This window comes from Nannocystis punicea (genome assembly GCF_026965555.1).
GTDB classification, from domain to species: Bacteria; Myxococcota_A; Polyangia; order Nannocystales; family Nannocystaceae; genus Nannocystis; species Nannocystis punicea.
Map to the genome: position 1 here is coordinate 10,013,591 of NZ_CP114040.1, position 26,855 is coordinate 10,040,445.

Below are 26,855 nucleotides of genomic sequence, written 5' to 3' on the forward strand. Positions count from 1 at the left end.
CGGCCGTCGGCATTCGCTGGTCAGCGATCGATCTTCCGAGCTCACGCGTCACGCTCGCGCATCGACGATGCAACGGGTCGCCGCACGACCTGCGCCTCTCGTCCGCTCATGCCGCGCATCGGTCGTCGACATTCGCCGTCCGCGCTCGCGCGTCCGCCCATCGCGCTCGCGCATCGACGATGCGGCGGGTCGTCGCACGACCTGCGTCACGCGTCCGCTCGTGTCGCTCATCGATGGTCGACATTCGCCGTCCGCGCTCGCGCCCCACCCATCGCGCTCGCTCGCCGACGATGCGGCGGGTCGTCGCACGACCTGCGTCACGCGTCCGCTCGTGTCGCTCATCGATGGTCGACATTCGCCGTCCGCGCTCGATCGTCCGCCCTCACCCATCGCGCTCGCTCGCCGACGATGCGGCGGGTCGTCGCACGACCTGCGTCACGCGTCCGCTCGTGTCGCTCGTGGGCATTGCGGGTCTGTGTTCGATCTTCCGGCCTGCGTATCGCGCACCTGCGTCGACGACGATGGCGGCGACTCGCGACTCATCGGCTCGCGCTCGTCGGTCCGCGATCGATCTTCCGAGCTCATGCCTCGCTCGCTCGTCGTCGACCTGCGCTGTGCGTCCGCTCGTATCGCTCGCCGGCCTCGGCGTTCACCGGTCCGTGATCGATCTGCCGACCCGCGCATCGCGCTCGCGCAGCCGTTGTCGCGAGGGCGCCGCGAACCTGACGCGAGTTCGCCGCTTCGCGTGCGAGTCGGCGCGCGGTCTCGCTCGATCACGCCCCAGTCGCCCCTGCGACGTGCGCTGGCTCATTTTTGACAGTGAAAATCATTTTCACTATTAACTCCACCTCATGACGAACAAACAAGCGGTGGACCTCGGCGACGTCAGCGAGACGCTCATGATCCCGCTGTGGTGTCGGGCGATCGAGACCGGGCGGAGGCGGCCGATCCTCCGCGACCCGCGGGCGCAGGAGATCGTCGCGCAGCTGGACTACGACTTCGAGCGGCGGTTCGCCTCGCAGCGTGACCTGGCCTTTCGGGCATGTCTGCGCACCGTCATGTTCGACCGGTGGGTCCACGAGTTCCTGCGCATGCACCCGGGCGGCACGGTCGTCGAGATCGGCACCGGGCTCAACACCCGGTTCGAGCGGGTCGACAACGGCGCCCTGCGGTGGTTCGACGTCGACCTGCCCGACTCCCTGGCGCTGCGGCGGCGGTTCTTCAGCGACACCGCGCGGCGGCGCATGGTCGTCGGCGCGTTCGGTGACGACGACTGGCTGGCCCAGCTCGGCTCGGCCGGCGACGGCCCGTTCCTGTTCATCGCCGAGGCCGTCCTCGTCTACCTGACCGAAGAGACAGTCCGCCGCGGCCTCAACGCGATCGCCGCCGCCTACCCCGGCAGCCAGTTCGTGCTCGACACCATCACCCCGCGGGCGATCGCCAGCCAGGCGCGGCGGATGATGCAGACCTACCGCGCGCCGTTCGTGTGGGGCTGCGACGACCCGCGCACGATCGAGGCCTGGGGCCGCCACCGCTGCCTCGACTCGATGACCATGCTCGACCTCCCGGCCGAGCTGCGCCGCCGCGTCCCGCTCAAGCACCGCCTCGCCTTCTCCTACCTGCGCGCGCGCAAGCCCGAGCTCCTGCGCTCACACGCCCTCCACCGCTTCGAGCTGCGCCCGCCCGCCTCCGCGTGAGCGGACGCGCGAGCGGACGCGCGAGCGACGAACTCCGGAACATGCCCTTCGGGACATCTCGAGCGTGAGGTGACGCCTGGCTCTTCGGCCAGGCGTCAGCCGCCGGCGTCGCCTCGCTTCGGCCCACCCCTCGCATCGCCACCCCATCACGCCGCTCACCTCCACGCCGGCGCGCGCGACTCGCTCGCGCCACGAACCTCGCGCCTGCTCACGTCGCGGCCCCTTGTCGTCGACGTGCAGCGCCTCTGCGGCCGTGGCGAGCGCGAGCGCATCGACATGTCCTTCAAGACATGTCATCCGCAGCCGTGAGCCATACACCCCGCGCGATCGCGCGTTGCGACGTCGAAGCCGGCGGCGCGAGGGAGTTCACGGCAACGTCACGATTCTGAATATCAAAATCCTACTAGTGCGGCGCAAAACCCCCTGAGAATTCTCTCCCAAGCCGGTTACGTTTAATTTTGAAAATCATTATCTCTTAACTCTACCTTCCGACGCATGCGAACGACCTTGCGACGACCCTTCGGTGGCCTGCTGTCCGCGGCGTGTCTGCTCGCGTGCGGCACCACCAACTCGCCGGCGGACGAGACCGGGACCGGAGCGACCGCGACGGTCGCGGACACCAGCACGGGCGCGAGCACGGCCGCGAGCACCGACGCCGCCACGGACGCGAGCACCGACGCCCCGAGCACCGGCCAGCCGACCACGGGCGGCACCTCCGAGCCCGGCGAAGCGCAGTGTCAGGCCGACCTGCAGGACTGCCCCGACGGCTTCAAGTGCGTGCTGCGGCGCGGCGCCGCCGACTGGGAGTTCGTGTGCTTGCCGGTCCAGGGCGACAACGGGGCCGGCGACGGCTGCCACCACGACGGCGTGATCGCCGGCACCGACGACTGCGACGAGGACTCGTGGTGCATCGGCTCGTTCGACACCACCGGCGCGCCGTGGGATGGCCTGTGCTACCCGCTGTGCGTCGGCGACGTGTGCGGCACCGACGAGCGCTGCGTCTCGATCGGCGCGCTGCCGGTGTGCGCCCCGATCTGCGACCCCCTGCTGGCCGTCGGCTGCACCGCCGAGGAGGCCTGCATCTACCGCGAGCCCGAGGGCTTCGTCTGCTTCCCGCAGGGTGTCGACGGCCACGACATCGGCGAGGACTGCGAGACCGCGATCGCCTGCGCCCCCGGCCTACACTGCTCGCAGCGCGTCGTCGGCTGCCCGCCCGACTCGTACTGCTGCACCGACTACTGCGACACCCAGAGCGCCGACAACACCTGCGCCGCCCAGGGCATGGGCGCCACCTGCGAGGCGATCGGCGCCACCGACCCCGAACAGGCCCACGTCGGCGCCTGCGTGATCCCGGAGTGAGCCATGACCGCGCGCGCACAACCACGACTGGGTGAGCGAGACGACGCGGCGTTCGAGCCCGCCAGCCGGGCGCTGCTCAGCGCCCTCCTGCGCGAGCTCGACGGCTGGACCGTCGTGCGGGCGCCGGGCCGCGAGTGGCTCCGCCTCGACATGCCGGCCCAGGGCGGCGCCGTCGAGGTCCCGCTGGCCCGCCCCGCCGGGGTCGGCCGGATCGCCGGCGGCCAGGCCTGCTGGCGCGACGCCGCCGGCGCCAGCGAGCCGCTGCCGCTCGCGCGGCTGATCGCCCGCCTGGTCGAAGAGCCAGGTATCGCCGCCGCGCTCGGCCTGTCCTCCGGGCCAGGTCTCGATCGCTTCGTCGCCCGCGTGCGCGCCAGCGCGGCCAACCTCGAGGCCACCGTCGCCGCCCGCGCCGGCGACCTCGACGCCCTGTTCACCGGCCCGCTCGGCTTCATCGCCGCCGAGCAGGGCCTCCTGCTCGGCCACTCCGTCCACCCGGCCCCGCGCCTGCGCGAGGGCGTGGGCGACGGCGACGAGGCGCTGGTGCCCGAGCTGCGCGGGTGCACGCCGCTGAGCGTGTGGGCCGTCCGCCGCGAGCGCGTCCTGCACGGCGGCGACGATCCGCTGTCACTGTTGTCGCGCCTGGTCGCCAGCGATCTCGCGTGGGCCGCCCAGGCCGCGACCATCGGCCCCGAGTTCGTGCTGCTGCCGCTGCACCCGCTGCAGCACCGCGCGCTGCTCGACGATCCGTCGCTGGAAGCAGGCCGTCGCCGCGGCGAGCTCGCCCCGCTCGGCCCGCTCGGCCGCGCGTGGTCCGTGACCTCGTCGCTGCGCACCCTCCACGCCGAGGGCGCGCCGTTCATGCTCAAGCAGTCGCTGCCGGTGCGCCTGACCAACTCGCGCCGGACCCTGTCGCTGGCCGAGCTCGACCGCGGCCTGCTGCTCGGCCGCGTCCTCGGCGACACCGACGCCCCGCTGCCGCGCCACCCCGACTTCCACATCCTGCGCGAGCCGGCGTGGTTCGGCCTGCGCGACGACCAGAATCAACCTGGCCCTTCGGTCAGCTTCTTCGCCCTCCGCGACAACCCGTTCCGCGCCGACGAGCCGGCCGAGATGCTGGCCACCCTGCTGCAGGACGACCCTCGCAGCGGGCGCAGCCGGCTCGCGCTCCGCCTCGAGCAGGCCGCGGCCCGGCTCGGCGTCCGCGCGATCGCCCTCGCCGAGCGGTGGTTCGAGCGCTACCTCGCCGTCGTGTTCGCGCCGATCGTCGCCGCCCAGGCCGAGCTCGGCCTGCTGCTCAGCGCCCACCAGCAGAACCTCGTGATCGGCCTCGCCGACGACGGCCTCACCCCGGCGCGGGCGTGGTTCCGCGACGCCCAGGGCACCGCCTACACCGACCTGGCCCTGCGCCGCCACGGCGAGCGCGTCCCCGGCCTCGAGCGGGCGATGTTCCGCTCGCCGCTGGCCGAGCGCGTGTGGGCCTACTCGGTCGTCATCAACGGCGTGTTCAACACCGTCGCCTCGCTGGCGATGATCCCCGGCCTCGACCAGGGCCTCCTGCTCGAGCACCTGCGCGCCTGCCTGCTCGGCCTGCGCGCGCAGGAGCCCGCCGACCCGCGCGCGATCGACTACCTGCTGCGCTCGCCGCAGCTGTGGACCAAGGCCAACGTGCGCTGCTTCGCCAGCGGCGTCGACGAGGTCTCGCTCGCCGACCCGCTGACCATCTACCGCCCGATCGCCAGCCCCCTGCACCGCCCGCCCGCGGAGCTGCCCGAACCGACCTCCGGCCGCGCCGCCGACTTCGCCGGCGGCGACGCCCAGGTCGAGCTCACTCGAGTCACGCCTTCGCAGTTCAGCGGGCGAGTCGACGCGAGGCACTTCACGCTCGACCTGGCCGACGGCCACGCCACGATCGCGTGGCAAGACTTCGACGAGCGCGCGCGCGACCTGGTGAGCGATCGCCTGTTCACCGGCCGCCTCGGCCTGCGTCACCTCGCACATGTCCATCAGGACAGGCGCGAGATCGTCGCCCGCGAGGCCTTCTATCAGCGCCCGCTGTGGCACCACCGCGGCGAGCGACCGCCGGAGGCCACGCCTCTCACCCGGACCGGCGCGATCGTCCACCCGCTGCGCCAGGACGACGGCGAGTCGCTGCTCTACCGCCGCCACTGCGCGGCCATCGATCGCACCTTCAGCCTGCGCCGCTTCGATCCGTCGCGCGACCTCGAGCTCTTCTGCGCCTGGATGAACGACCCGGTGGTCGCGCAATTCTGGGAGCAGGCCTGGCCGCGCGCGCAGCTGGCCGACTACATCGACCAGCGCCTCGCCGACCCGCACACGATCCCCGCTCTCGGCTACTTCGACGATCGCCCGGTCGCCTACTACGAGATCTACTGGGCCAAGGAAGATCGGCTGGGCCCCCACTACGCGGCCGACGACTTCGACCGCGGCTTCCACATGGCGATCGGCGACTCCGAGGTGCGGCACCGCGGCTGGGGCCGGCAGTGGTTCCTGTCGATGGCGCACTACCTGTTCCTCGACGACCCGCGGACCCAGCGTCTCGTCGGCGAGCCGCGCGTCGATCAGGCCCGCGTGCGCAACTGGGCCAACAGCACCCCGTGGGAGGAGTGGGGCGAGGTCCGCTTCCCGCACAAGACCGCCGTGTTGATGGTGCTCACCCGCGAGCGCTTCTTCGCCACCTTCGAGGGCTAGTGTCGTGAACCCCGGCGAGACATCCGAATGGCGTGACCACGCCCGCCTGGCCGGCCGAAGGCGCCTGGCGCAGGCGATCGGCGAGCTCAGCTTCGAGGGCCTGCTCCACCCGCGCGCCCTCGGCGGCGATCGCTGGGCGCTCGACCTGTCCGAAGAGACATCTTACAAATTCACCGCCCGGCCCAGCGCCTGGGGCGGCCTGCACGTCGAGGCCGAGGGCATCACCCGCCGCGTCGGCGACGGCCCCGAGCTGCCGGCCGAGTCGCCGGTGCAGCTGATCCTCGACGCTCGCGCCACCCTCGGCGTCGCCGCCGACGCGCTGGCCGAGTTCCTCGAGGAGCTGCACAACAGCCTGCTCGCCGAGACCAACCAGTGCGCGCGCCTGGCGACGCTGCGCGCGCCGCAGATCGCGGCGCTGTCGGGCGCGGCGCTCGAGCAGCACCTCGACGGTCACCCCAAGCTCGTCGCCCACCGCGGCCGCGTCGGCTGGGGCGTCGCCGACCTCGCCGCCTACGCCCCCGAGTCGGTCGCGCGCCTCCAGCTGCACTGGCTGGTCGTCGCCCCCGAGCTCGCACGCTGCAGCGGCGCTGCCGGGCCCGGGCAGCTGCAGCTCGTCGACGAGAGCTGCGACGCCGAGGCCCGCGCCCGCCTGCTCGAGCAGCTGCACGCGCGCGCCCCCGGCCTCGCCCAGGCCGGCGTGCTGGTCCCGGTGCACCCGTGGCAGTGGCAGCACCACCTCGCCGCCCAGCACATCGACGCCCTCACCCGCGGCGCGATCGTCTCGCTCGGCCAGTTCGGCGACGCCTACGCCCCGCGCCTGTCGATCCGCACCCTCGCCGACGCCTCGCGCCCCGAGCGGGCCGACGTCAAGCTGGCCCTGACGATCCTCAACACCTCGTGCTGGCGCGGCCTGCCCGGCGAGCACGTCGAGCAAGGCGTCGGCATCGGCGCCGCGCTGCGCCGACGCGTCGACGGCGACGCCCGCCTGCGCGCCGTCCACGTGCTCGGCGACCTCGGCGGCGTGCACGTGCCGCAGCCCGAATTCGAGGCCCTCGGCGCCGCCCCCTACCGCCTGCGCGAGCAGCTGGGGGCCATCTGGCGCGAGAGCGCGAACTCTCGCCTCGGCCCCGAGGAGCGCGAGGTCCCGGCCGCCGCGCTGCAGCAGACCGACCTGCACGGCGACCCGCTGCTGCGCACGTGGGTCGAGCAGAGCGGCCTCTCGATCACGAAGTGGCTGCGCGCGCTGTTCGAGCGGACCGCGGTGCCGCTGTACCACCTGCTGTGCCGCCACGGCATCGGCGTGATCGCCCACGGCCAGAACCTCGGCCTGGTGCTGCGCGCCGGCCTGCCGACGGCGATCCTGCTGCGCGACGTCCACGGCGACGTCCGCCGCGCGGCCGACGACCGCTTCGATCACGAGCCGGCGCTGCGCGGCCTGAAGCCGCTGCCGGCCGGGCAGATCGTGCACGACCTCTACACCGGCTACTTCGTCAGCGTGCTGCGCTTCGTCGCGCCGCTGTGCGAGCGCAGCTTCGGCCTGCCCGAGCGCGAGTTCCTGCGCGTGCTGGCCGGCGTCCTGCGCGACTACTGCGACTCCGTGCCGCGCGAGGCGACGGCGGGCTTCGATCTGTTCCGTCCCGAGATGGAGCGGATCTGCCTCAACCGCGCCCGTCTGCGGATCGGCCACGGCGGCGGCGCGACGCGCCCGCTGCCGGCGCTCGGTCCCCCGCTGCACAATCCGTTGGTGAGGGAGGTGGACCATGAACGATGAGATCGATCTGGCTGGCGTGGGCGTCGGGCCCTTCAACCTCAGCATCGCGGCGCTCGCCGACGAGCTGCCCGAGCTGCGGGCCCGCTTCTTCGAGAAGCGCGAGCGCTTCGCCTGGCACCCGGGCCTGCTCTTCCGCGGCTCGCGGATGCAGACCTCTTTCTTGAAGGACCTGGTCACCGCGGTCAGCCCGACCAGCCCGCACTCCTTCATCAACTACCTGGTCCAGCACGGCCGCTTCCACGCGTTTTTGGCCGCCGAGAGCTCGGCGATCGAGCGGCTGGAGTTCGCCGACTACCTCGGCTGGGTGGCGGGCCGGCTGTCGTCGCTGCGCTTCGGCGTCGAGGTCCGCGACGTTGCCCCGGTGCCCGGCGGCTTCGAGCTGCGCCACGACCGCGGCCGCACGCACGCGCGCCACGTGGTCCTCGGGACAGGTCGCGTCCCGGCCGTGCCCGAGTGCGCGCGGGCCCACCTCGGGCCCAACTGCTTCCACGCGATCGACATCCTCGCGCGACCGTTGCACCTGCAAGGAGCGCGGGTCGCCGTGGTCGGCGGCGGCCAGACCGGCGCCGAGGTGGTGCTCGAGCTGCTGCGCGGCGCCTGGGGCGAGGTCGCCGAGCTCAGCTGGGTCTCGCGCCGCCTCAACTTCGAGCCGCTCGACGAGAGCCCGTTCACCAACCACCTGTTCACGCCCGGCTTCGTCGCCGCCTTCCACGAGCTCGACCGCCCGCGCCGGCAGTCGCTGCTGGCCCGCCACAAGCTGGCCGGCGACGGCATCTCGCTGTCGACCCTGCGCGAGCTGCACGACCGCGTCTACCAGCTCACCGCCCTGCGCTCCGGCCCGCGGGTCGAGCTGCTGCCGGGCCGCGAGCTGCAGTCGCTGACCCCGCGCGGGACTGGCTTCGAGCTGGACGCCCGCAACAACCTCGACGGCGAGCACGAGTCGGTGGTCGCCGACACCGTGATCCTCTGCACCGGCCTGCGCGAGCACCTGCCGCCGTGCATCGAGTCGCTCCTGCCCGAGCTCGAGCGCGACGAGCACGGCGGCCTGCAGGTCGACGCCAACTTCGAGCTGCGCCGCCGGCGGTCCGGCGACGGTCGGCTCTACATCGTCAACGGCGGCCGCACGACCCACGGGATCGCCGAGTCGCAGCTCAGCCTGATGGCCTGGCGCTCCGCGGTGATCCTCAACGACGTGCTCGGCCGGCGCCGCTTCGCCGTCGAGCAGGAGCGCGAGCTGGTGCGCTGGCGCGCCCGCCCGCGCGAGGACGCGAGGTCGCGATGACCGACGCCCCGCGCAAGTCGGGCGCGCCCGCGCAGTTCGGCCTGGTCGTGCTCGCCGGCGTGGGCGCCGTCGCGCTCACCTGGCTGGTCGCCCGCGCCTGGCCCGACCTCCCGGTCGAGCGCGCCACCGTCGCCAGCGTCGCCTTCATCCCGATCTGGACCCTCCTCGCCCTCGCCCTGCTCACCTGGCGTCGCCGCGCCGCGCCGGGCTCGGGTCGGCGGCGCCTGTTCGCCGTCCACCGCGGCCTCGGCGGCGCGCTGGCGCTCGTGGCCATGCTGATCTTCGGCTCCGGCGTCGGCGCCGTGCTCGACCGCGCCCTCGCGCGCTGGCAGGTCGTCCACGCCCCGGCCGCCGACGTCCCGCCGGTGACCGAGCAACCGCTCGACGCGGTGCTGTCCGGCCTGCTCGCCGCCCACCCCGACCTGGTCCGCAGCGAGCTCTCGCTCCACCCCGCCGCGCCCGAGCACCCGTGGATCGAGGTCGTCTACTTCGGCCCCACCCGCGAGCCGGTCCGCGTCGACTTCGACCCCCGCAGCGGCGCCCGCGTGGCCGAGGGCCGCGGCCCGCTGTGGGTCGTCCGCGAGCTCCACCGCCGCCTCCTGACCCAACCCCTGCTCGGCGAGACAGTGCTCGGCCTGCTCGGTTTCGCCCTCGCCCTCATCCTCTGCACCGGCCTCGCCACCCGCCGCGACTGGCTGCGCAACCTCGTCCGCAGGCGCCGCCCGGCCCAGCCGCTGGCCATGCGCATGCACCAGTGGGTCGGCTTCTTCACCCTGCCTGCGGCCCTGCTGTGGGCGTGGACCGGCGCCCTGTTCGGCCTGACCCTGATCGTCGTGCCGATCGTCGGCGGCGCGGCCTACGGCGGCGACCGGCCCGCCTTGATGCGCGACGTCCTCGCCAGCGATCGCCCGCCGCTGGTCGACACCGCCGTCCCGCGGCCCGACCTTCAGCGCGCGCTCGCGGCCCGCTGCCCCGTCGTCGACGAGCACCTCGCCGACGCCGAGGTCCACCAGCTGCGCGTGCGTCACCCCGGCCTCGCCAGCGGCACGGTGCGGGTCGACCTCGAGGGCGACGGCCTGTTCGAGCGCGGCTCCTTCACCCGCGCGGCCGACGGCGCCCTGCGGGACTGTCGCGCCCTGCCCGCGGCCGGCGCCGGCCTGCAGGCCTTCATGGCGACGATCGTGCTGCACTACGGAGAGTGGGGCCCGGCGTGGCTGGTCGACCTCGCCTACGTCCTGCTCGGCGCCGGCCTCGTGGCCCTCTCGTGGCTCGGCGGGGCCCTGCTGGCCCGCCGGCGCGAACGCGACGGCGAGGCTCGCTCCGCCGAGCGCCTGCGTCGCTGGCTGTACGGCCTCGGCTACGGCCTGCCGCTGGCCACCGCCGCGCTGCTGCTGCTCTCGCGCGTCCCGGCGCTCGCGCGCGCCGAGGACCTCGCCCTGCGCGTGTTCGTGGCGGTGCTCGTGCTCGCGTTGCTGCTCGCGCGAACCATCTCACGCGCCCCCGTCCTCCTTCACGGCGCCCTCGTCGTCCTGCTCGCCGCCGTCCCGCCCGCCGGCTGGCTCGTCGCCGGCGTCGTCCCGGGCCCCGTCGAGGTGGTGCTCGTCGTCCTCGCCTTCGCGCTCCTGAGCCTGCGACGCCCGCTCGCGCCTGCTTGACCGACGCGGCACGCCCGCGCGGCCCCACCGCGCGCGTTGCCGGGTGCTCGTCGCCCTCACCGTCGCGGCCCTGTCGCGAGCATTCCCGGTGCTCGGCGTCCTCGCCGTCGCGGCCCTGCCGCGAGCATTCCCGGTGCTCGGCGTCCTCGTTGTCGCGGCCCTGTCGCGAGCATTCCCGTGCTCGCTGTCCTCGCTGTCGCGGCCCTGTCGCCAGCATTCCCGGTGCTCGGCGTCCTCGCTGTCGCGGCCCTGCCGCGAGCATTCCCGGTGCTCGCTGTCGCGGCCCTGCCGCACGCCTTGCCCGGTGCTCGTCGCAGCGACCTCGCGGCCTTGCCGCGGGCATCGCCGGGTGCTCGTCGTCCTCGCTGTCACGCCCTGCCGCACGCGTTGCCGGCCGTTCACATCGTCGCGCTCCTGGACCTGCGGCGACCACCGCCCGCGCCTGTTCGATCTGTAGCGACAGGCCCACGCGGCCCTGCCGCACCCGTCGGCGGTAGATGCCTGTCGACCTCGCCGTCGCTGTCGTGGTGACGGCTCCGCGTTCACCTGCCCCGGTGCACCGACATCGACGCGCGGCCGACCCGCCTGCATTCCCCGATCGGCGGACGCGGCCCGGGCGCCGGCGAGAGGCGCGTTCGGCGAATAGTTGCGCCGCCGGGGCCTGGCATGGCAAGCCGGCTCGCGACGTGCTGTACCAACTCCTATTCGCGCTCCACGACGACGTGAGCTGGCTGAGCTGGCTGAACGTCCTGCGCTACACGTCCACGCGGATCCTGGCGGCCACCCTGACCGCCCTGGTCCTGTCGCTGATCCTCTACCCGTGGTTCATCCGCACCCTGCAGAAGATCCAGCTCGGGCAGGTCGTGCGCGACGACGGGCCCAAGTCGCACTTCTCCAAGCGCGGCACGCCGACGATGGGCGGCAGCCTGATCCTCTTCTGCCTCATCATCCCCACCGTCCTGTGGTCGGACATGAGCAACGGCTTCGTCCTGCTCGCCACCGCGGTCACGGCCGGGTGCGGCGTCATCGGCTTTGTCGACGACGCCCTGAAGATCCGCAAGAAGCACTCCGGCGGCCTGCCCGGCAAGATGAAGCTGCTGCTGCAGTTCCTCATCGCCGGCGCCGCGGTCTGGTACCTCTTCAGCCCGCTCAGCGGCCTCATGCCGGAGGCGATCCGCTTCCGCCTGGCGATGCCGTTCACCGACTTCTACGAGCACTTCTTCGTGCTCCCCGAGTGGATGTACCTCGTGTTCGCCACTCTGGTCGTGGTCGGCTTCTCGAACGCCGTCAATCTGACCGACGGCCTCGACGGCCTCGCCATCGGTCCCGTGTGCATGAGCGCGGCCACCTTCCTCGTGCTGACCTACGCGGCCGGCACCCTGATCGCCGGCTTCGACATCGCCCGCTACCTCAACATCCCGCACATCCCGGGCGTCGGCGAGCTGGCGATCTACTGCGGGGCCATGTGCGGGGCCGGCATCGGCTTCCTTTGGTACAACACCTTCCCCGCCAGCGTGTTCATGGGCGACGTCGGCAGCCTCCCGCTCGGCGCCGGCATCGGCTTCCTCGCCGTCGCCTCGAAGAACGAGTTCACCCTCGTGGTCGTCGGCGGCATCTTCGTGCTCGAGGCCGTCAGCGTGATCGTGCAGGTCGTCAGCTTCAAGCTGACCGGCAAGCGCGTGTTCAAGATGGCCCCGATCCACCACCACTTCGAGCTCAAGGGCTGGAGCGAGCCCAAGGTGGTCGTCCGCTTCTGGATCATCAGCTTCATGCTCGCCCTCATCGGCCTCGCCACCCTCAAGCTGCGCTGAGTCCCCGTGACCGCGTCCAATCCCTCCGCCCATCCGCAGCCTGAACCCGCCGACGCGACGGCCGCCGCCGACGCCTCGGCGGTCGGCGTTTCGCCCCCCACCGCTTCGTCGGCCCCCGATTCGCCCGCGACCGCCGATTCGCCGAAGCCCGCTTCGCCTGCGGCCGCGATGACCTCGTCCCCCCACTCGACGAGCCCCGCGGGGACCTCGTCCTCTCACTCGATGACCTCGTCCTCTCGCTCGACGAGCACTGCGGTGACTTCGTCCACTCACTCGCCGAGCCCCGACTCGCCGAACTCGCCTTCGCGCTCGACCGCTTCGGTGAATCCCGCTTCGCCGACTTCGGGCTCTGCTTCACGGGCCTCCGCTTCTTCGCCGAACCCCGCTTCGTCCTCGGCCGCCCTGATCGCGTCCTCTCACTCGACGAGCACCCCCCTGACCTCGTCCACTTACTCGACGAGCCCCGCCGTGACCTCGTCCTCTCACTCGACGACCGCCAACTCGCCGAACTCGCCTTCGCGCTCGACCGCCGCTTCGGTGAATCCCGCGTCGCCGACTTCGGGCTCTGTTTCACCGGCCTCCGCTTCTTCGCCGAACCCCGCTTCGTCCTCTGCGGCCGTGATCTCGTCCTCTCACTCGACGAGCCCCACGATGACCTCGTCCTCTCACTCGACCACCGCCGACTCGCCGAACTCGCGCTCGACCGCCGCTTCGCCGAACCCCGCTTCGCCGTCGTCTTCGTCCTCCGCTTCCGTGGCCTCCGCGTCTTCACCGAACCCCGCTGCGCCGGCCGGCCTCGACTTCGCCCGCACCACCGCTCTCGTCATCGGCGCCGGCGCCAGCGGTCGGGCCGCCGCCGAGTTGCTCGTGTTCCTCGGCGCCCGCGTCCGCCTCTACGACCAGAACCCCGGCGCCGCCGTCCCCGAGGGCGTCGAGCCGGTCCTCGGCGCCGCCGAAGTCCCACCGGAGGCCTTCGCCGGCGTCGAGCTCATGGTCCTGAGCCCGGGCGTCCCGCCCACGCCATTCCGCGCCGCTCAGCAGGAATTCGCCCCGCAGGCCCAGGTCCACGGCGAGATGAGCCTGTCCCTGGCGATCGCCGGGGCCCGCTTCGGCCGCCTGCCGACCGTCCTCATCACCGGCACCAACGGCAAGAGCACCGTCACCGCCCTGACGGGGGCCCTGCTCGCGGCCGGCGGCCGCAAGCCGTTCGTCGGCGGCAACCTCGGCGTCCCGCTCGCCGCCGCCCTGCTCGACCTCCTGCGCACCGGAGCTCCTGCGCCCGACGCCCTCGTCCTCGAGTGCTCGAGCTTCCAGCTCGAGACCCTGGGCCACGCCGCGACCGACGTGGCGATGATCCTCAACATCACCCCCGACCACCTCGATCGCTACCCCACCCTCGAGGACTACGCCGCCACCAAGGCGCGGGTGTTCACCGGCCTCGACGCCCGGGGCCTCGCCCTGCTCGACGCCGGCGACGGCTTCACCTCCTTCTTGCGCGCCCGCGTCGGCGCCGGCCGCCTCGTCCTCGTCGACGACCCGGACGGCGCGCGGATCGCCGGACCTGGCCCCGGGGACAGCCTCCTCTTGCCCGGCGGCGAGGCCTTCGCCCGCGCGGCCCTGCCGATCCCCGGGCGCCACAACAGCAAGAACGCCCTGTTCGCCCTGCTCGCGGCCCGCCACCTCGGGGTCGCCGCCGACGCCTGCCTGCGCGGCCTGCAGGGCTTCCACGGCCTCCCACACCGCATGACCTTCGTCCGCGAGCGGGCAGGTGTCCGCTACTACGACGACTCCAAGGCGACCAACGTCGCCAGCGTCCTCGCCAGCCTCGACGGCTTCGACCGCCCCTTCGTCCTGATCGCCGGCGGCCGGGCCAAGGGCGACGATCTCTCCCCCCTGCGCGAGCTGCTGCGCCGCAGCGGCCGCGCGCTCGTCGCCATCGGCGAGTCGGCCGACTCCTTTTATGCGCTGGCCGAGGGCGTGGTCGAGGCGCGCCGGGCGAGCACCATGGCCGAGGCCGTCGAGATCGCGGCCGCGCTCGCCGGGCCGGGGGACGCGGTGGTCCTCTCCCCTGCGTGTGCCAGCTACGACTGGTTCAAGAATTACGGCGAGCGGGGCGACACCTTCGCCCGCCTGGTGCGGGCGCTGCCTGCGGAGAAGTGATACACCGCCCGCATGCGGCTCGACAGCGTGCGCGGCAACACCCAGAGGCTCGACGGCGGCGCGATGTTCGGCAACGTCCCGCGGGCCATGTGGCAGCGCTGGGCCCCGCCGGACGAGCTCAACCGGATCTCTCTCGCCTGCCGCTGCCTGCTGGTCCGCGACGACCGCGGCCGCACGATCCTCTTCGAGGCCGGCATCGGCGCCTTCTTCGAGCCCAAGCTGCGCGAGCGCTTCGGCGTCGTCGAGTCGGAGCACGTCCTCCTCGCCTCGCTCGCCGAGCTCGGCGTGCGGCCGGACGACATTGACATCATCGTCCTGTCGCACCTCCACTTCGACCACGCCGGCGGCGTCCTCACCGCCTGGTCCGAAGGACAGGCGCCGGCCCTCGTGTTCCCCCGCGCCAGCTACGTCGTCGGCGAGGACGCCTGGCAGCGGGCGCTGCACCCGCACCCGCGCGACCGCGCCTCCTTTATCCCCGGCCTGACCGACTTGATCCTCGCCACCGGCCGGCTGGAGCGGGTCACCGGCGACCGCAGCGAGCTGCTCGGGCCCGGCTACACCTTCACCGTGTCCAACGGGCACACACCGGGCCTGCTGCTCGCACGCATCGAGACACCGCGGGGGGCCGTCACCTTCCTGGGCGATCTCGTGCCCGGCGTCCCGTGGGTCCACCTGCCGATCACCATGGGGTACGACAGGTACCCCGAGCTGCTCATCGACGAGAAAGAGGCCCTGCTCGGCCGGATCCTCGCCGACGACGGCACCGTCTTCTACACCCACGATCCTGATGTCGCGGCCAGCAAGCTGATCCGCGACGCCCATGGCAAGTTCACCGCGACATCCATGGTCGGCGAGCTCCACTGGGCCTGACACCGCTGTCACATCGGGCGGTGGCAGAGGTCGCTTTATTTCATTCGCGCTTCGTCAAGGGCGGAGCGCGTCGCCCGGACACGTGCCCGTGACGGCCGGCGAACCGGCCGCCGCGGGGGTTTTATAAATCAGGCCAACGCAAGCAGCTTCTTCTGCAGCCTGCGGACCGAGCGCGGCGCAGTCATCAGGTAGTAGACGCCGGTCAGCACGTAGAGGGGCAGCTTGGAAGCGGTGGGGGGGGTCATGGCACGTTCTCCGCGATAAGGTCTTCGTCGTTACTAGCGGCGCTTGGCCGCGTGTTGGATCACTCGATGTCCGACACCGTTTTGATCTCGCACGTCTCGGTGGTCTCTTGCAGATCACGCACCGACACGACGATCGGACTCAGTCGGAACGCACCGCATTCCTGTGAGATTCCATCGCGACTTTTTGTCCGTCAGGTGTAACGGACGGCGCACCGGGCGGCCAAGATACCTGCCTGTCAGGACATGGCGAAAGAGACAGGTACTCGCGGGCGCCCGGGGAACAGCGCTTCGACCTCGCGAGCGACCGCCAGCACACGGTCTTCACGACCGACCGGAGCGACCAACTGGACGGCGATCGGCAGGCCCTGGCGCGAGCTCGCCACCGGCAGCGCGACCGCCGGCTGGCCGGTGATGTTGAACGGCGCAGTGAACGCCCCGTAGACCGCGTAGGCGCGGAACACCGCCTCGCCGTCGGGTCCGCGCCACGCCCCGATCGGCGGCGGAGGTCCCACCACTGCGGGCGTCAGCACCAGCTCGGCGTCCCCGACCCACGCCAGCACCCGCTCGCGCAGCGCCTCGTACGCCGCGCGCGCCAGCGTCGGCGAGTTCCGCCGACCGGCCTCGACCAACCACCGCGTCGCCGGCTGCAACCGATGCGCGCGCACCCACGGCACGTCGGCCAGCATGCGCTGGTAGATCGGCAGGAAGTCGTCGACCGACCCGCGTGCCATCTCGACCTCCTCGACCCGGTGCCCCGCCTCGGCCAGCGCCTGCCCGACCGCGCGCGCCGCCGCGGCCCACTCCGGCTCGGCGGCGGCGATCGGCGAGTCGACCGCCAGCTTGATCCGCAGGCGCGGCGACGGCTCGTTCATCTGTCCGTAAGGACATGGCGGAGGGGACAGCCAGTGCGGCCGACCGACGGTCAGCCCGGCCATCACGTCGAGCAGCGCCGTCGCGTCGGCGACCGAGCGCGCCAGCGGGCCGCAGGTGTAGAGCAGGGTGCGGTCGTCGCGACCGAACGCGTTGGCGACCCGCCCGCGCGACGGCTTGACGCCGACGAGCCCGCAGAACGCGGAGGGGATCCGGATCGAGCCGGCGCCGTCGCTGCCCTGGGCCCACGGCAGCAGGCCGGCGGCGACCGCCGCGCCGGAGCCCCCGGAAGAGCCGCCGGCCGTGCGCGCCGGGTCCCACGGGTTGCGCGTCGGCGGGTGAGTGTCCGGCTCCGTCACCGGCAGCGCCCCGAGCTCCGACGTCGCCAGCTTGCCGAGCACCACCAACCCGGCGGCGCGGAGCTTCGCCACGGTCGCGTCGTCGACCGGCGAGTACAGCGGCAGCACCCCGTGCGAGCCCATGCGGGTCCGCGAGCCGCGGACGAAGTTGAGGTCCTTCACGCCGATCGGCACCCCGAGCAAGGGCGGGATCGAGTCGAGCGCGCCGCGCCGCGCTGCGCGGTCGAGCGCATCGTCGGCGACCCTCGCCGCCCGGCGCGCGCGCGCGTCGAACACCGACACGAAGGCCGACAGCGCAGGGTTGTGCGCGGCGATGCGATCGAGGTACAGCCCGACCAGCTCCTGGCTGCGGATCTCGCGGCGCCGCAGCAGGCGCGCCTGTTCGAGGGCAGAGACGTGAACGAGCTCGGCGAGCGACATCGGCCGCGCAGTCTTGCGCCGCCGGGCCCCGCGAAGCAAGCTCCAACCTCGCGGAAGCGAGCCCCAGGCGCGCCCAGAGCCGTCCCGGGCGGCCATTGTGCTCCCGACGCGGCTTGGGTTAGCGTGACCGCGGGGAACGGGGAGGGAACCAATGGTCCCGCGTGGGGATAGGAAAAGCGCGAAGCCTCGCTCAGACAACGCCGCGGCGCTCGACCTGCTCACGGTCGACGAGGTCGCGACCATGCTCAAGACCAGCCGTAAGGCCATCTATCACCGCATCAGTCGCGGCCAGATCCCCTCCGTCCGGCTCGGACGCAGCGTCTTCATCCGCCGCAGCGACCTCGCCGCCTGCCTCGTCCCCGGCGCCTTCAACGACCCCTGAGTCAGTCCCCGGCCGCGACCTCCCCCGCGCGACCGGCCGCCTCACTCGCCCCCGCCGCTACTGCGTCGCGAGCCTCCAGGGCTCCTCGTCGCGCCGGCGACCGTCGCCCGCCTCGCGAGCCGTGACGCCGCCGCTGTCGCCCTCCCTTGCCCCCGCACCCGCCGCCCGCCGCCCGCCTCGCTAGCCGTGACGCTGCCGATGTCGGCCTCCCTTGCCCCCGCAGCTCCGCGAGCAGCCGCCGCCCGCCTCGAGCGCTCCGCGTCTGCTGCGAGCGTGACGCCGCCACGACCTTTCACGCCGCCACGACCTTTCACGCCGCACTTCACTTGCCCCGCGTCAGCCGCAGGCGCACCAGCTGCAGCGTGGCCGTGAAGCCGCCGCAGCTGTCGCCGGCGCACACCTGCCACTCGCCGGGGGCCGCCGAGCCGGCCAGGCTGGCCAGATCGGGCCCGATCGCCGCGCCCGGGTTCGGCGTGTAGCTGCAGGCCATGTCGTCCTTGCAGATCACCTCGTCGGTGCCGAGCCCGTCGCCCATCAGCTCCGCGTCCTTCTCGCCCGCGAGGCTGAACGTCAGCGGCGCCGTCGCGCTCAGGTTGGAGTTGTCGCCGCTGCAGCCGGAGCCGTCGTCGGCCCCCTCGTCGAGGCCCGGGCGGCTGACCAGAGTCACCGTCTCCGCGGCCGGCGACAGCAGCTTGATCGTCAGGTCGCCCGCGTAGCCGGTGTCGATCCCGACCTCGACCTCGACCCCCTCGACCACGTCGAACCCGGTCGCCGGCACCACGAGCGTCACGCAGGCCATCGTCGCCGGCGTCCCGTCGTAGAAGCCGTCCTCGAGCGCCGCGCCGAGGTCGACCTCCGCGAACTCCTCGACCTCCGTCACGCCCGGGCAGTCCTCGGGGTCGACCACCATCTCCGGGCACAGCGGCTCGAGCGCCTTCTGCAGCGCCGCCGCGTCGTCGTCGTCCGCGGCCGCGTCGGTCAGCGCGACGGCGAGGTGACCGAGCATCGCCACGAAGTCGGCCGCGGTGATCGGCGCCCCGCCGAGCGACTCGTTGGTCACCCCCATGTGCACCGGCTGCATCGCCCGGCACGGCGACGCCGCGCTCACCCCCGGCTCGATCCCCGGCGGCGGGTCGACCTCCTCGCCGTAGACCGCCGGCCCGTCGACGCTCGCAAGCTGTCTCACGAGACATGTCCCGAAGCGCACCTCATCGATCCCGGCGAAGAACCCCGACAGCGTCGCGTCGGCAGTCACCCCCGCCAGCCACGAGCCGGCCGCCTCGGGCGCGCCGACCACCGCCTGCAGCCCCGGCTTGCGGCCGAGGCGCTGGTACAGCGTCGCGTCGTCGCCCGCGTCCTCGACCACCTCCGCCTCCATCGCCGCCAGCGAGTCGACCAGCGCCGCCTTGTCGGCCTCGGTCAGCAGCGGCGCCGGGCCGGCCTGGTGGGCGTCGAGCGCCGTGGCCACGTCGGCCACGAAGTCGGAGAAGTCGATCGCCGACACCCCGAGGCCGGTGTGCGCCGACTTCATGCCCTTGCAGGTGTAGGTCGCGCCCGGGCAGCCCGCGAGCGTCGCCAGCTGGTCGATGAGACAGTCGATGAAGCGGCCGCCGTCGAACTGCGCGTTGAGGAAGTAGGCGTTGATGCGGTCGTCGGCCACCACCTGGCCGGCGATTGCGATCGCCAGCGCCTCGGCCCCGTCGGGCCCGCCGAGGCGCATGCACAGCGCCTCGTCCACCATGTCGGTCGTGCCCGGGCCGGTCGGCTCGCTCGTCGCAGTCGTCCCGTCACTGGTCGTCGTGCCGGTGGTCGATGTCACCGGCAGCGCCGTCGCCATCGCCGTGGCGTCGCCGGTCGACGAGGTCGTCGTCGCCTCGCCCGAGGTCGTCGGCTCACCTGTCGGTTGGGCCACGTCGTCGGCGCAGCCCGCGACCAGCGCGAGGGCGAGGGCGCGCCCGGGGATCGTCCGCATCGCCTCATCTAAGCACGAAGCCCGCACCCGCGCCGCCGGCAATCCGTTCGCGCCGCGCCCGTTCGCTGCCGGCCCGCGCGGTCAGGCACTCGCGCTCGCGAGTGCGTCTCGCCGCCGTCCGGGCCGTCAGCCGGCGGCGACCAGCAGCGGCGCCGACGCCCGCGAGCGTTCGCGACGCATGTCGCGGAACACGAGCGCGTAGCGGGCCCGGTCGGCGTGGACGCGGAGCCACGCGTCGAGGCTCGGCTGGGCATGCGCGTCGAGCATCTGGCGCATCGCCGCGATCACGCTCTCGTGCAGCTCGGGCGGCGTCAAAAAGCCGTCCATGTAGCGGACCAGCGCGGGCGCCTTGGCGGCGCCCTGCTCGCGCAGGCCGAGCCACTTGTCGCTGGTGAACTCGACCGACGAGTCGCAGTGGTCGGCGACCAGGCGCGCCATCTGGGCCCAGTCGCCTTCCTCGGCCAGCTTGCGGATCTGCGTCCCGATCAGCGCGAACACCTCGGGGTGGATCGCCAGGATCTCGTGCGTCGGCTCGGCCGACAGCCACAGGTCGGGCTCCTCGACGAACACCGCGCCGACCAGGCCCGAGGCCAGCGGCAAGGCGCAGGTGAGGTGCTGCAGGCCGAACGTGATCGCCCGCCAGCGGTCGCGGATCTCGTGCTGCCACAGGGTGTTGACCAGCGGCGCCAGCTGGTCGGGCGCCGCCATCATCCGGGCCACTCGCCGCTGGGGGGTCCCGATCGTCGGTCGGTAGGCCTCGTGCACGCGCGGCTGGGTGAACAGCAGGCGCCACTCTCCGCTCAGCAGCTCGACGCGACGAAAGTCGCGCCCGATCAGGTCCAGGACCTGTTCGCGGCTGGCCGTGGCCAGTTGGTGCAGCAAGACCTCCTCGATGTCGAGGTAGCGCTCGCTGCGTATGAGGTACGCGTGGCAGCGCAAGGCGCAAACGCTACCAGATTTGCCGCCCGACCTCAGCAGGAGACCCTGCCCCCTTGGCCCTTTCCGCAGCCCGGTCGCTCGCCGAGATATTTGCCGCCGAACGGGCCTCACAGCGCGCCGAACGGGCCTCACAGCGGCCCTGCGCGCGTGCGACGGTCCGACCTCCGCCGCGTCCCCCGCCCGCCATTTTCACGGACCCGGCCGGGCAAAGCCCCGCGCCGGGAGATCGCACATCCGCGCACACCACCCGCCGCGGCGACGCCGCCTCGCCTGTCTGTACGGACATGCTCTGAAGCCCCGGTCGAAAATCTATCCCTTCAAACATGTTTTAAAGGACATGGGACGCCGAGCTCCGCGATCGCACCGGCCCCGGCGGGCACGACCCGACCTCGGCGGCCGGCCGCCCTGCCGACCTCGCCCATCGCCTCCAAGCATGTCCGAAAGAACATGTCCTGGGAGACATCACCCCATCCCCTCTCGCTGCGTCGACCGACGCAGGCGCGCCCCGCGGGTCGCCACCTCTCGCCCCGCGGCGCAGCGGTCGGCGAAAAGTCACTCCTTCGTCGCAGGCCCCTGCGAACCGCGTACGACCGCGCAGGAGCGCGCCGGCGGCCTCTTGCGCGGAACCGCGCGACGAGGACCCTGGCGTGCCCGGGAGCACCCGGGTCCGCGTCGGGGGCGGCCCCGCGATATTGTTGCGCCGGTCGCGACATGATCCAGCTCCACTCCGATCCCGCCATCGCCGAGCAGCAGATCGAAGCCCTGATCTTCTACCTCACGACTCTGGGCTACATCGACACCGAGTTCGACATCCGCGAAAAGGCGTTCGTGCGCGCCTTCCTGCGCGAGCTGGTGACCGCGCGGATCGACGAGGGCGGCCCGCTCGACGCCGAGCTGCGGTTCGAGCGGATCGAGAACCAGCACGAGCACTACGTGCAGCGGTTCCAGGAGATCGACCGCGAGATCAAGAATCTCTTGACCGAGGCGGTCGCCGACGGCGAGGACCCGCAGCGGTTCGTCGTCTCTCAGCTCAAGCTGCGCTGCTTCGAGATGTTCCAGGAGCTGGACGAGGCCAACCGGCAGCACCTGCTCGAGGTCGTCGACCGCTTCATCGAGGCCGACGGCCAGGTGCACCCGGACGAGGCCGCGTTCCGCAACGACCTGGCCGAGCTGCTGGGGGCCGAGCTGATCCTCGACGACGCCGCGCTCGAGAGCGTCAGCATCGAGGTCCGGGACCCGATCCAGCTGGCCCTGCCGGCGCAGGACAACCACCCGTTCTTCGCCAAGTTCGAGTACCACTACTCCGCCGACCCGTCACAGCTGCAGCGGCAGTTCGCGGTCGACCTCGCGCTGCTCGACAAGGTCGAGGAGAAGTGGGAGGAGTACCGCGTCCGCGGCCGCGGCCGGCTCGAGGGTCACGCCAGCGTGGCCGACTTCGCCGGCGGCGACGAGTTCCTCGACGAGCACGTCTACGTCCTGCCGTCGAAGCCCGGCCGCCAGTACGAGCTCATCGTCCTCGGCGACCTGCACGGCTGCTACTCGTGCCTCAAGGCCGCCGTGCACCAGAGCAACTTCTTCGAGAAGGTCCGGCGCTTCAAGGCCGACCCCGACAACAACCCCGACGTCCGCCTCGTCCTGCTCGGCGACTACATCGACCGCGGGCGCTTCAGCTACAACGGCGTCCTGCGCACGATCTTGAACCTCTTCCTCGCCGCCCCCGACCACGTGTTCGTCCTGCGCGGCAACCACGAGTACTACATCGAGTACCAGGGCAAGGTGTACGGCGGCGTCCGCCCGGCCGAGGCCATCAACAGCCTCACCCCTCACCTCGGCACCGACGTGTTCAGCCGCTTCCTCGACTTCTTCGACGCCATGCCGAACATGCTGCTGTTCGACCAGATGCTGTTCGTGCACGCCGGCATCCCGCGCGACAGCCTCATCGCCGAGAAGTGGGCCGACCTCGAGTCGCTCAACCGCGAGGACATCCGCTTCCAGATGCTGTGGAGCGACCCGAGCAAGGCCGACATCGTCCCCGACGAGCTGCAAAAGGCCTCCGCCCGGTTCGCCTTCGGCCGCCTGCAGTTCCGCAAGTTCATGCAGCGGATCGGCTGCAACGTCCTGGTGCGCGGCCACGAGAAGGTCAACGCCGGCTTCAAGAACCACTACGGCGACGCCGACATCCGCCTGTTCACCCTGTTCTCGGCCGGCGGCGTCAGCAACGACGACCTCCCGCCGGACAGCAACTACCGCGACGTCCGGCCGATGGCCCTCACCGTCACCAGCAAGGACGGCCTGGTCGAGGCCGTCCCGTGGGCCATCGACTACGCGCGCTACCAGGACCCGCAGCGCAACAACTTCTTCAGCAGCACGCCCGAGATCGACATCACCCCGCACGGCTGAGCGATCATGGGTCGGTCACGGCGTCCCCGGCGCAATTGAACGTGACGTCGAGCGGCAGGTCGTTCGGGTCGTCGACGCGGACCGCCGCGAACGTCGACCCTTTGAGCGACGCCTGCAACGGCGAGATCAGCTCGCCGTCGACCGTCCCGCAGTAGAAGTCCTCGCTGACGAACTCGCCGGTCATCGTCAACGTCACGACGAGGTCGCCGCCGGTGACCGGGTTGGCCGCGCCGGCGATCATCACCGTCCCGAGGTCGAAGGCGAAGAGCCCGTCCGACACCGGGATCGCGTCGAATACCAGCGGCTCGCCGACCGGCGTGCGCGGCGTCGTCACCTTGCCCTGCTCGACCGCCAGCGGCTGCAGCTCCGTGCGCAACGACGCCCGGCCCGGCGCGCCGGTCACCGTGTTGGTGGCGAGGAACTGGATCGGCAGATTCGGCGCGATGATGGTCCCCACCGCCAGCAGGTACTGCCCCGACTCCACCGGCGCGTCCCCGGTCGTCCCGCTCGCCGTCGGGTCGCCGGTGTCGAGCACCGTCGTCGCCGTCGGCCCCTCGCCCGTGGTCGTGGTCGTGGTCGTGGTCGTGGTCGTGGTCGGATCCGACGGCGGATCGGTGGGCGGCTCGGTGGTCGGCTCGATGGTCGATCCGCCGCTCGGCTCGAGCGTGCCGCCTACCGTGGCGCTGTCGAGCGGTTCGCGGTCGGTGCAGCCGGCCGCCAGGATCGCGCAGCCGAAGGTGCAAAGGCTAAGTGTCCGAAAATGCATACCCGGGCAATATCAACAAGGGCGGCCCCGCGCAAGCGACCGCGCTCGGACGTGCAGCCGCCTGCAGCGCAGCACCCGCGCAGCGCCGCCGTCGACCGCCCGGAGCCTCGCGGCCTGTCTCTCGGGCCAGGTCGAGTCCGCGCCGCCCGTCGGCCGACAGGTCGCGCAAGACTGGCGGCCGGACCGACTCCTGCGAATGACCCGATCGTCGCCGGCCGCTCCGCCGGCGCCTACGCACATTCAGCGGCGCTCGCCAGCGAACGGCTCGGCGGCGATGAACCCCGCTCACCGCCGATCCGCCCCGCCCCACCGGCGCTCCGGGCCCGCGCCGGCCGACTCGCCGCCCCGCGATCGATCGCCGTTCCACGCCGCGAAACGACGAATCCGTCGCCGCGCCGGGAATCGCTCGCCCGCCGGCGCCGGCTCGCAGCGATCGCGGCACCCGGGAATGCGCAAACCATACGCCGCCGGCAAATCATTACACTGTGTCCGTCGCGGCCAGTCGGCGAATGAGAACGCAATGGCTGCGAATCGGATGGCGGTGTTCGGCCCACACCCCGGCGGGCCCATGACCCCTAACCAAGTTACCCACGTTCCTGTGCCCAGAGCATTTCCCGGCTGTCGCTTGCATACCAGAGAGATCCGATCCTAGCCTTGGGTCGTCGGTGCTGCTGTCCACGACGAATGCAGACCCTCCCTCCGACGACACCACCGACCCCAGTGAGGTCGTACGGATCGGTCGATATGTCGTGCTCGGACGTCAGGGCGCCGGAGCGATGGGCGTGGTCTATCGCGCCTACGACGAGGCGCTCGATCGCAAGGTCGCGCTGAAGCTGCTGCGCGCCCCGGGGGCCGACCACAGCCAGGCGCGCGCCCGTCTGTTGCGCGAGGCCAAGGCGCTGGCCCAGCTGTCGCACCCCAACGTGGTCCAGGTCTATGACGTCGGCGAGTGGGGCGGCCTCGACTTCATCGCCCTCGAGTTCGTGCAGGGCCAGACCTTGAGGACATGGCTCTCGGAGCAGACGCGGAGCTGGTCGGAGATCTTGCAAGTGTTCGCGCAGGCGGGGCGGGGGCTGGCGGCGGCCCACGCGGCCGGGCTGGTGCACCGCGACTTCAAGCCCGAGAACGTGCTGATCGACGGCCAGGGCCGGGTGTTCGTCGCCGACTTCGGCCTGGCGCGCTCGGCCGACTCGCCGGTGCCGGAGCAGCAGCCGCCGCTGGCCTCGCGCTCGAGCCCCTCGCTCGCGCGCCTGACGGCGATGGGCTCGCTGGTCGGCACGCCGAAGTACATGGCGCCCGAGCAGTTCATGCGCGTCCCGGCCGACGCCCGCAGCGACCAGTTCTCGTTCTGCGTCGCCCTCTACGAGGCGCTGTTCGGCCGGCGGCCGTTCGTCGGCGAGACCGTCGATGAGCTGCGCCAGAGCGTCCTGCTCGGCAAGCTGCTGCCGCCGCCGGTGCTGACGATGGTGCCGCAGTGGTTGCAGGACCTGACCATGCGGGGCCTCGCCCGCGACCCGACCCGCCGCTTCCCGTCGATGGACGCGCTCTTGGCCGAGCTCGACCGCGTACGCGGCCGCCGACTCCTGATCGCCGCCGGCGTCGCCGCTCTCGGCCTCGGCGTCGCCGCCTTCGTGTTCACGCAGGCCGCCCCCGTCTGTCAGGGCGCCGAAGACAAGCTCGCCGGCGTCTGGGACAGCACCCGCGACCGCGAGCTCCACGAGGCCTTCCTCGCCACCGAGCTCCCGTTCGCCGCCCAGACCTCCTCCCTCACGCGCGACGCCCTCGACCGCTACGCCTCCGACTGGAAGGCCGTGCACGAGGAGGCGTGCCTGGCCCACCACCGCGGCGAGCAGTCCGACATGGTCCTCGACCTGCGCATGTCGTGCCTGCAGCGGCGCCGCACCGAGCTGGCCGCGCGCGTCGAGGTGCTCACCGAGGGGGTGCCGTCGACCGTGACGTTCGCCGTCGACGCGGTCCGCTCGCTGCCCCCGGTCGCGGCCTGCAGCGACCCGGCCGAATTGGTCGACGAGTGGCAGCGGATCGACGCTCCGCGCCACCCGACGGCGCCGGCGCGGGTGCAGACGCTGCGCCGCAAGCTGGCCCACATCGACGCCCTCGAGCGCGCCGGGCAGTTCCAGCGCGGCCTGGCGCTGGCCGAGGAGGCGGTGCGCGACGCCCAGGCGCTGGACGACCACCCGGTGGTGGCCGAGGCCCACCTGCAGCGCGGCTCGCTGCTGATCGCCTCCAACGACATCATGGCCGCCGAGAACGAGCTGTGGCGGGCGATCGTCACCGCCACCCGCAGCGACCACGACGACGCGCTCGCGAAGGCGATGGTCAAGGAGGTGTACGTGCTCGCCCACGCCGCCGACTCGTTCGCGTCGGCCGAGCGCATGGCCGAGCGGGCAGGCGCGCTGCTCGACCGGATCGCCCCGCGCAGCCGGCTGGTCGGCGAGCTGCGCAACAACCTGGCGGTGCTGCGGTTCCTGCAGGGCCGCCACGACGAGTCCGAGGCGCTACACCACGAGAACCTCCAGTTCCGCCGCTCGATCCTCCCGACCCACGACCCCGAGATCGCCATGACCCTCAACAACCTCGGCGTCGACCTGCAGGAGCTGCGGCGCTTCTCCGAGGCCGGCGAGCTCCTCCGCGAATCGATCGACGCCTTCAGCGACGCCGTCGGCGAGCAGCACCCCCACACGCTGCAGTCGCTGGCCAACCTCGCGCTCGTGCAGTTCGACAGCGGCGAATACGAACAGGCCCGCGAGTCGCTGACCGACTTGCTCGACCCCTGGACCGCGATCCTCGGCCCCGACAACCCGAACACCGCCGAGCAGCAATGCGTCGCCGGCTTGCTCGACATCCGCGACGGCGACGTCGCCGGCGGCCTCGCCAAGCTGCGGCGGGCCCACGAGCTCGGCGAGCGCCGCGGCCACTCGGCCGCCCGCTACCGCACCCGCCTGTCGTACGCGCAGGCGCTGTGGGAGCACGCGCCCGACGAGCGCGCGCGGGCGCTCGAGCTGGCCCACGACGCCGAGAACGACGCGATCGTGCTGCGCGACGCTCACCTGCGCAGCGTCGCGCGCGACTGGCTCAGCGCGCGCGAGCACGGCAAGGCCGAGCCGAAGCCCGCCGGCCCGGAGCCGCAGCGCGGACCGGGCGGGCCCTGAAGCGACGAGCCGCCGCGC

16 protein-coding genes are annotated in these 26,855 nt (G+C 72.4%); 12 read left to right on the forward strand and 4 right to left on the reverse strand.

Features of this window, described 5'->3' with window-relative positions; all coding sequences use genetic code 11:
- The first annotated feature begins 851 nt into the window (after nt 1–851).
- The 9 genes from O0S08_RS38330 (at nt 852) to O0S08_RS38370 (ending at nt 15,314) form a co-directional block, all read left to right on the forward strand.
- Nucleotides 852–1,697 carry a class I SAM-dependent methyltransferase gene (locus O0S08_RS38330; protein ID WP_269034427.1) on the forward strand — a complete coding sequence of 282 codons (846 nt, stop codon included), beginning with the start codon at nt 852–854 and terminating at the stop codon, nt 1,695–1,697.
- 495 nt (nt 1,698–2,192) lie between these two features.
- Nucleotides 2,193–3,056 (forward strand): hypothetical protein, encoded by an 864-nt coding sequence (locus tag O0S08_RS38335; RefSeq protein WP_269034428.1) that lies wholly within the window; start codon nt 2,193–2,195, stop codon nt 3,054–3,056.
- A gap of 3 nt (nt 3,057–3,059) precedes the next feature.
- Nucleotides 3,060–5,765 carry a GNAT family N-acetyltransferase gene (locus tag O0S08_RS38340; RefSeq protein ID WP_269034429.1) on the forward strand — a complete coding sequence of 902 codons (2,706 nt, stop codon included), beginning with the start codon at nt 3,060–3,062 and terminating at the stop codon, nt 5,763–5,765.
- Nucleotides 5,766–5,769: 4 nt separating this feature from the next.
- Nucleotides 5,770–7,536: an IucA/IucC family protein gene (locus tag O0S08_RS38345; RefSeq protein ID WP_269034430.1), complete on the forward strand. Its 1,767-nt coding sequence runs from the start codon at nt 5,770–5,772 to the stop codon at nt 7,534–7,536.
- Complete coding sequence (locus O0S08_RS38350; RefSeq protein WP_269034431.1) at nt 7,526–8,818, forward strand: lysine N(6)-hydroxylase/L-ornithine N(5)-oxygenase family protein; 1,293 nt, start codon at nt 7,526–7,528, stop codon at nt 8,816–8,818. Before O0S08_RS38345 ends, O0S08_RS38350 begins: the two co-directional genes overlap by 11 nt.
- Nucleotides 8,815–10,473 (forward strand): PepSY-associated TM helix domain-containing protein, encoded by a 1,659-nt coding sequence (locus O0S08_RS38355; protein ID WP_269034432.1) that lies wholly within the window; start codon nt 8,815–8,817, stop codon nt 10,471–10,473. The genes O0S08_RS38350 and O0S08_RS38355 overlap by 4 nt, the downstream gene beginning before the upstream one ends.
- A 686-nt stretch (nt 10,474–11,159) precedes the next feature.
- Complete coding sequence (gene mraY / locus O0S08_RS38360) at nt 11,160–12,284, forward strand: phospho-N-acetylmuramoyl-pentapeptide-transferase (RefSeq protein WP_269034433.1); 1,125 nt, start codon at nt 11,160–11,162, stop codon at nt 12,282–12,284.
- A 753-nt stretch (nt 12,285–13,037) separates the two neighbouring features.
- Complete coding sequence (gene murD, locus O0S08_RS38365; protein ID WP_269034434.1) at nt 13,038–14,444, forward strand: UDP-N-acetylmuramoyl-L-alanine--D-glutamate ligase; 1,407 nt, start codon at nt 13,038–13,040, stop codon at nt 14,442–14,444.
- A 12-nt stretch (nt 14,445–14,456) separates the two neighbouring features.
- Nucleotides 14,457–15,314 carry an MBL fold metallo-hydrolase gene (locus O0S08_RS38370; protein ID WP_269034435.1) on the forward strand — a complete coding sequence of 286 codons (858 nt, stop codon included), beginning with the start codon at nt 14,457–14,459 and terminating at the stop codon, nt 15,312–15,314.
- A 481-nt stretch (nt 15,315–15,795) separates the two neighbouring features.
- On the opposite strand, the gene O0S08_RS38375 is transcribed toward O0S08_RS38370, so the two are convergent.
- Nucleotides 15,796–17,208 carry an amidase gene (locus tag O0S08_RS38375; protein WP_269034436.1) on the reverse strand — a complete coding sequence of 471 codons (1,413 nt, stop codon included), beginning with the start codon at nt 17,206–17,208 and terminating at the stop codon, nt 15,796–15,798.
- 151 nt (nt 17,209–17,359) lie between these two features.
- On the opposite strand from O0S08_RS38375, the gene O0S08_RS38380 reads away from it, so the two are divergent.
- Nucleotides 17,360–17,590 carry a helix-turn-helix domain-containing protein gene (locus O0S08_RS38380; RefSeq protein WP_096333764.1) on the forward strand — a complete coding sequence of 77 codons (231 nt, stop codon included), beginning with the start codon at nt 17,360–17,362 and terminating at the stop codon, nt 17,588–17,590.
- A 322-nt stretch (nt 17,591–17,912) separates the two neighbouring features.
- On the opposite strand, the gene O0S08_RS38385 is transcribed toward O0S08_RS38380, so the two are convergent.
- Nucleotides 17,913–19,562 (reverse strand): proprotein convertase P-domain-containing protein, encoded by a 1,650-nt coding sequence (locus O0S08_RS38385; RefSeq protein WP_269034437.1) that lies wholly within the window; start codon nt 19,560–19,562, stop codon nt 17,913–17,915.
- Nucleotides 19,563–19,688: 126 nt separating this feature from the next.
- Nucleotides 19,689–20,501 carry a hypothetical protein gene (locus tag O0S08_RS38390; RefSeq protein WP_269034438.1) on the reverse strand — a complete coding sequence of 271 codons (813 nt, stop codon included), beginning with the start codon at nt 20,499–20,501 and terminating at the stop codon, nt 19,689–19,691.
- A gap of 711 nt (nt 20,502–21,212) precedes the next feature.
- Between O0S08_RS38390 and O0S08_RS38395 the strand changes: the two genes are divergently transcribed.
- Nucleotides 21,213–22,901, forward strand: coding sequence for a metallophosphoesterase family protein (locus O0S08_RS38395; RefSeq protein WP_269034439.1), 1,689 nt, complete (start codon nt 21,213–21,215; stop codon nt 22,899–22,901).
- 4 nt (nt 22,902–22,905) lie between these two features.
- On the opposite strand, the gene O0S08_RS38400 is transcribed toward O0S08_RS38395, so the two are convergent.
- Nucleotides 22,906–23,667, reverse strand: coding sequence for a hypothetical protein (locus O0S08_RS38400; protein ID WP_269034440.1), 762 nt, complete (start codon nt 23,665–23,667; stop codon nt 22,906–22,908).
- A gap of 665 nt (nt 23,668–24,332) precedes the next feature.
- Between O0S08_RS38400 and O0S08_RS38405 the strand changes: the two genes are divergently transcribed.
- Complete coding sequence (locus O0S08_RS38405; RefSeq protein ID WP_269034441.1) at nt 24,333–26,837, forward strand: serine/threonine-protein kinase; 2,505 nt, start codon at nt 24,333–24,335, stop codon at nt 26,835–26,837.
- The last annotated feature ends 18 nt before the right edge of the window (nt 26,838–26,855 follow it).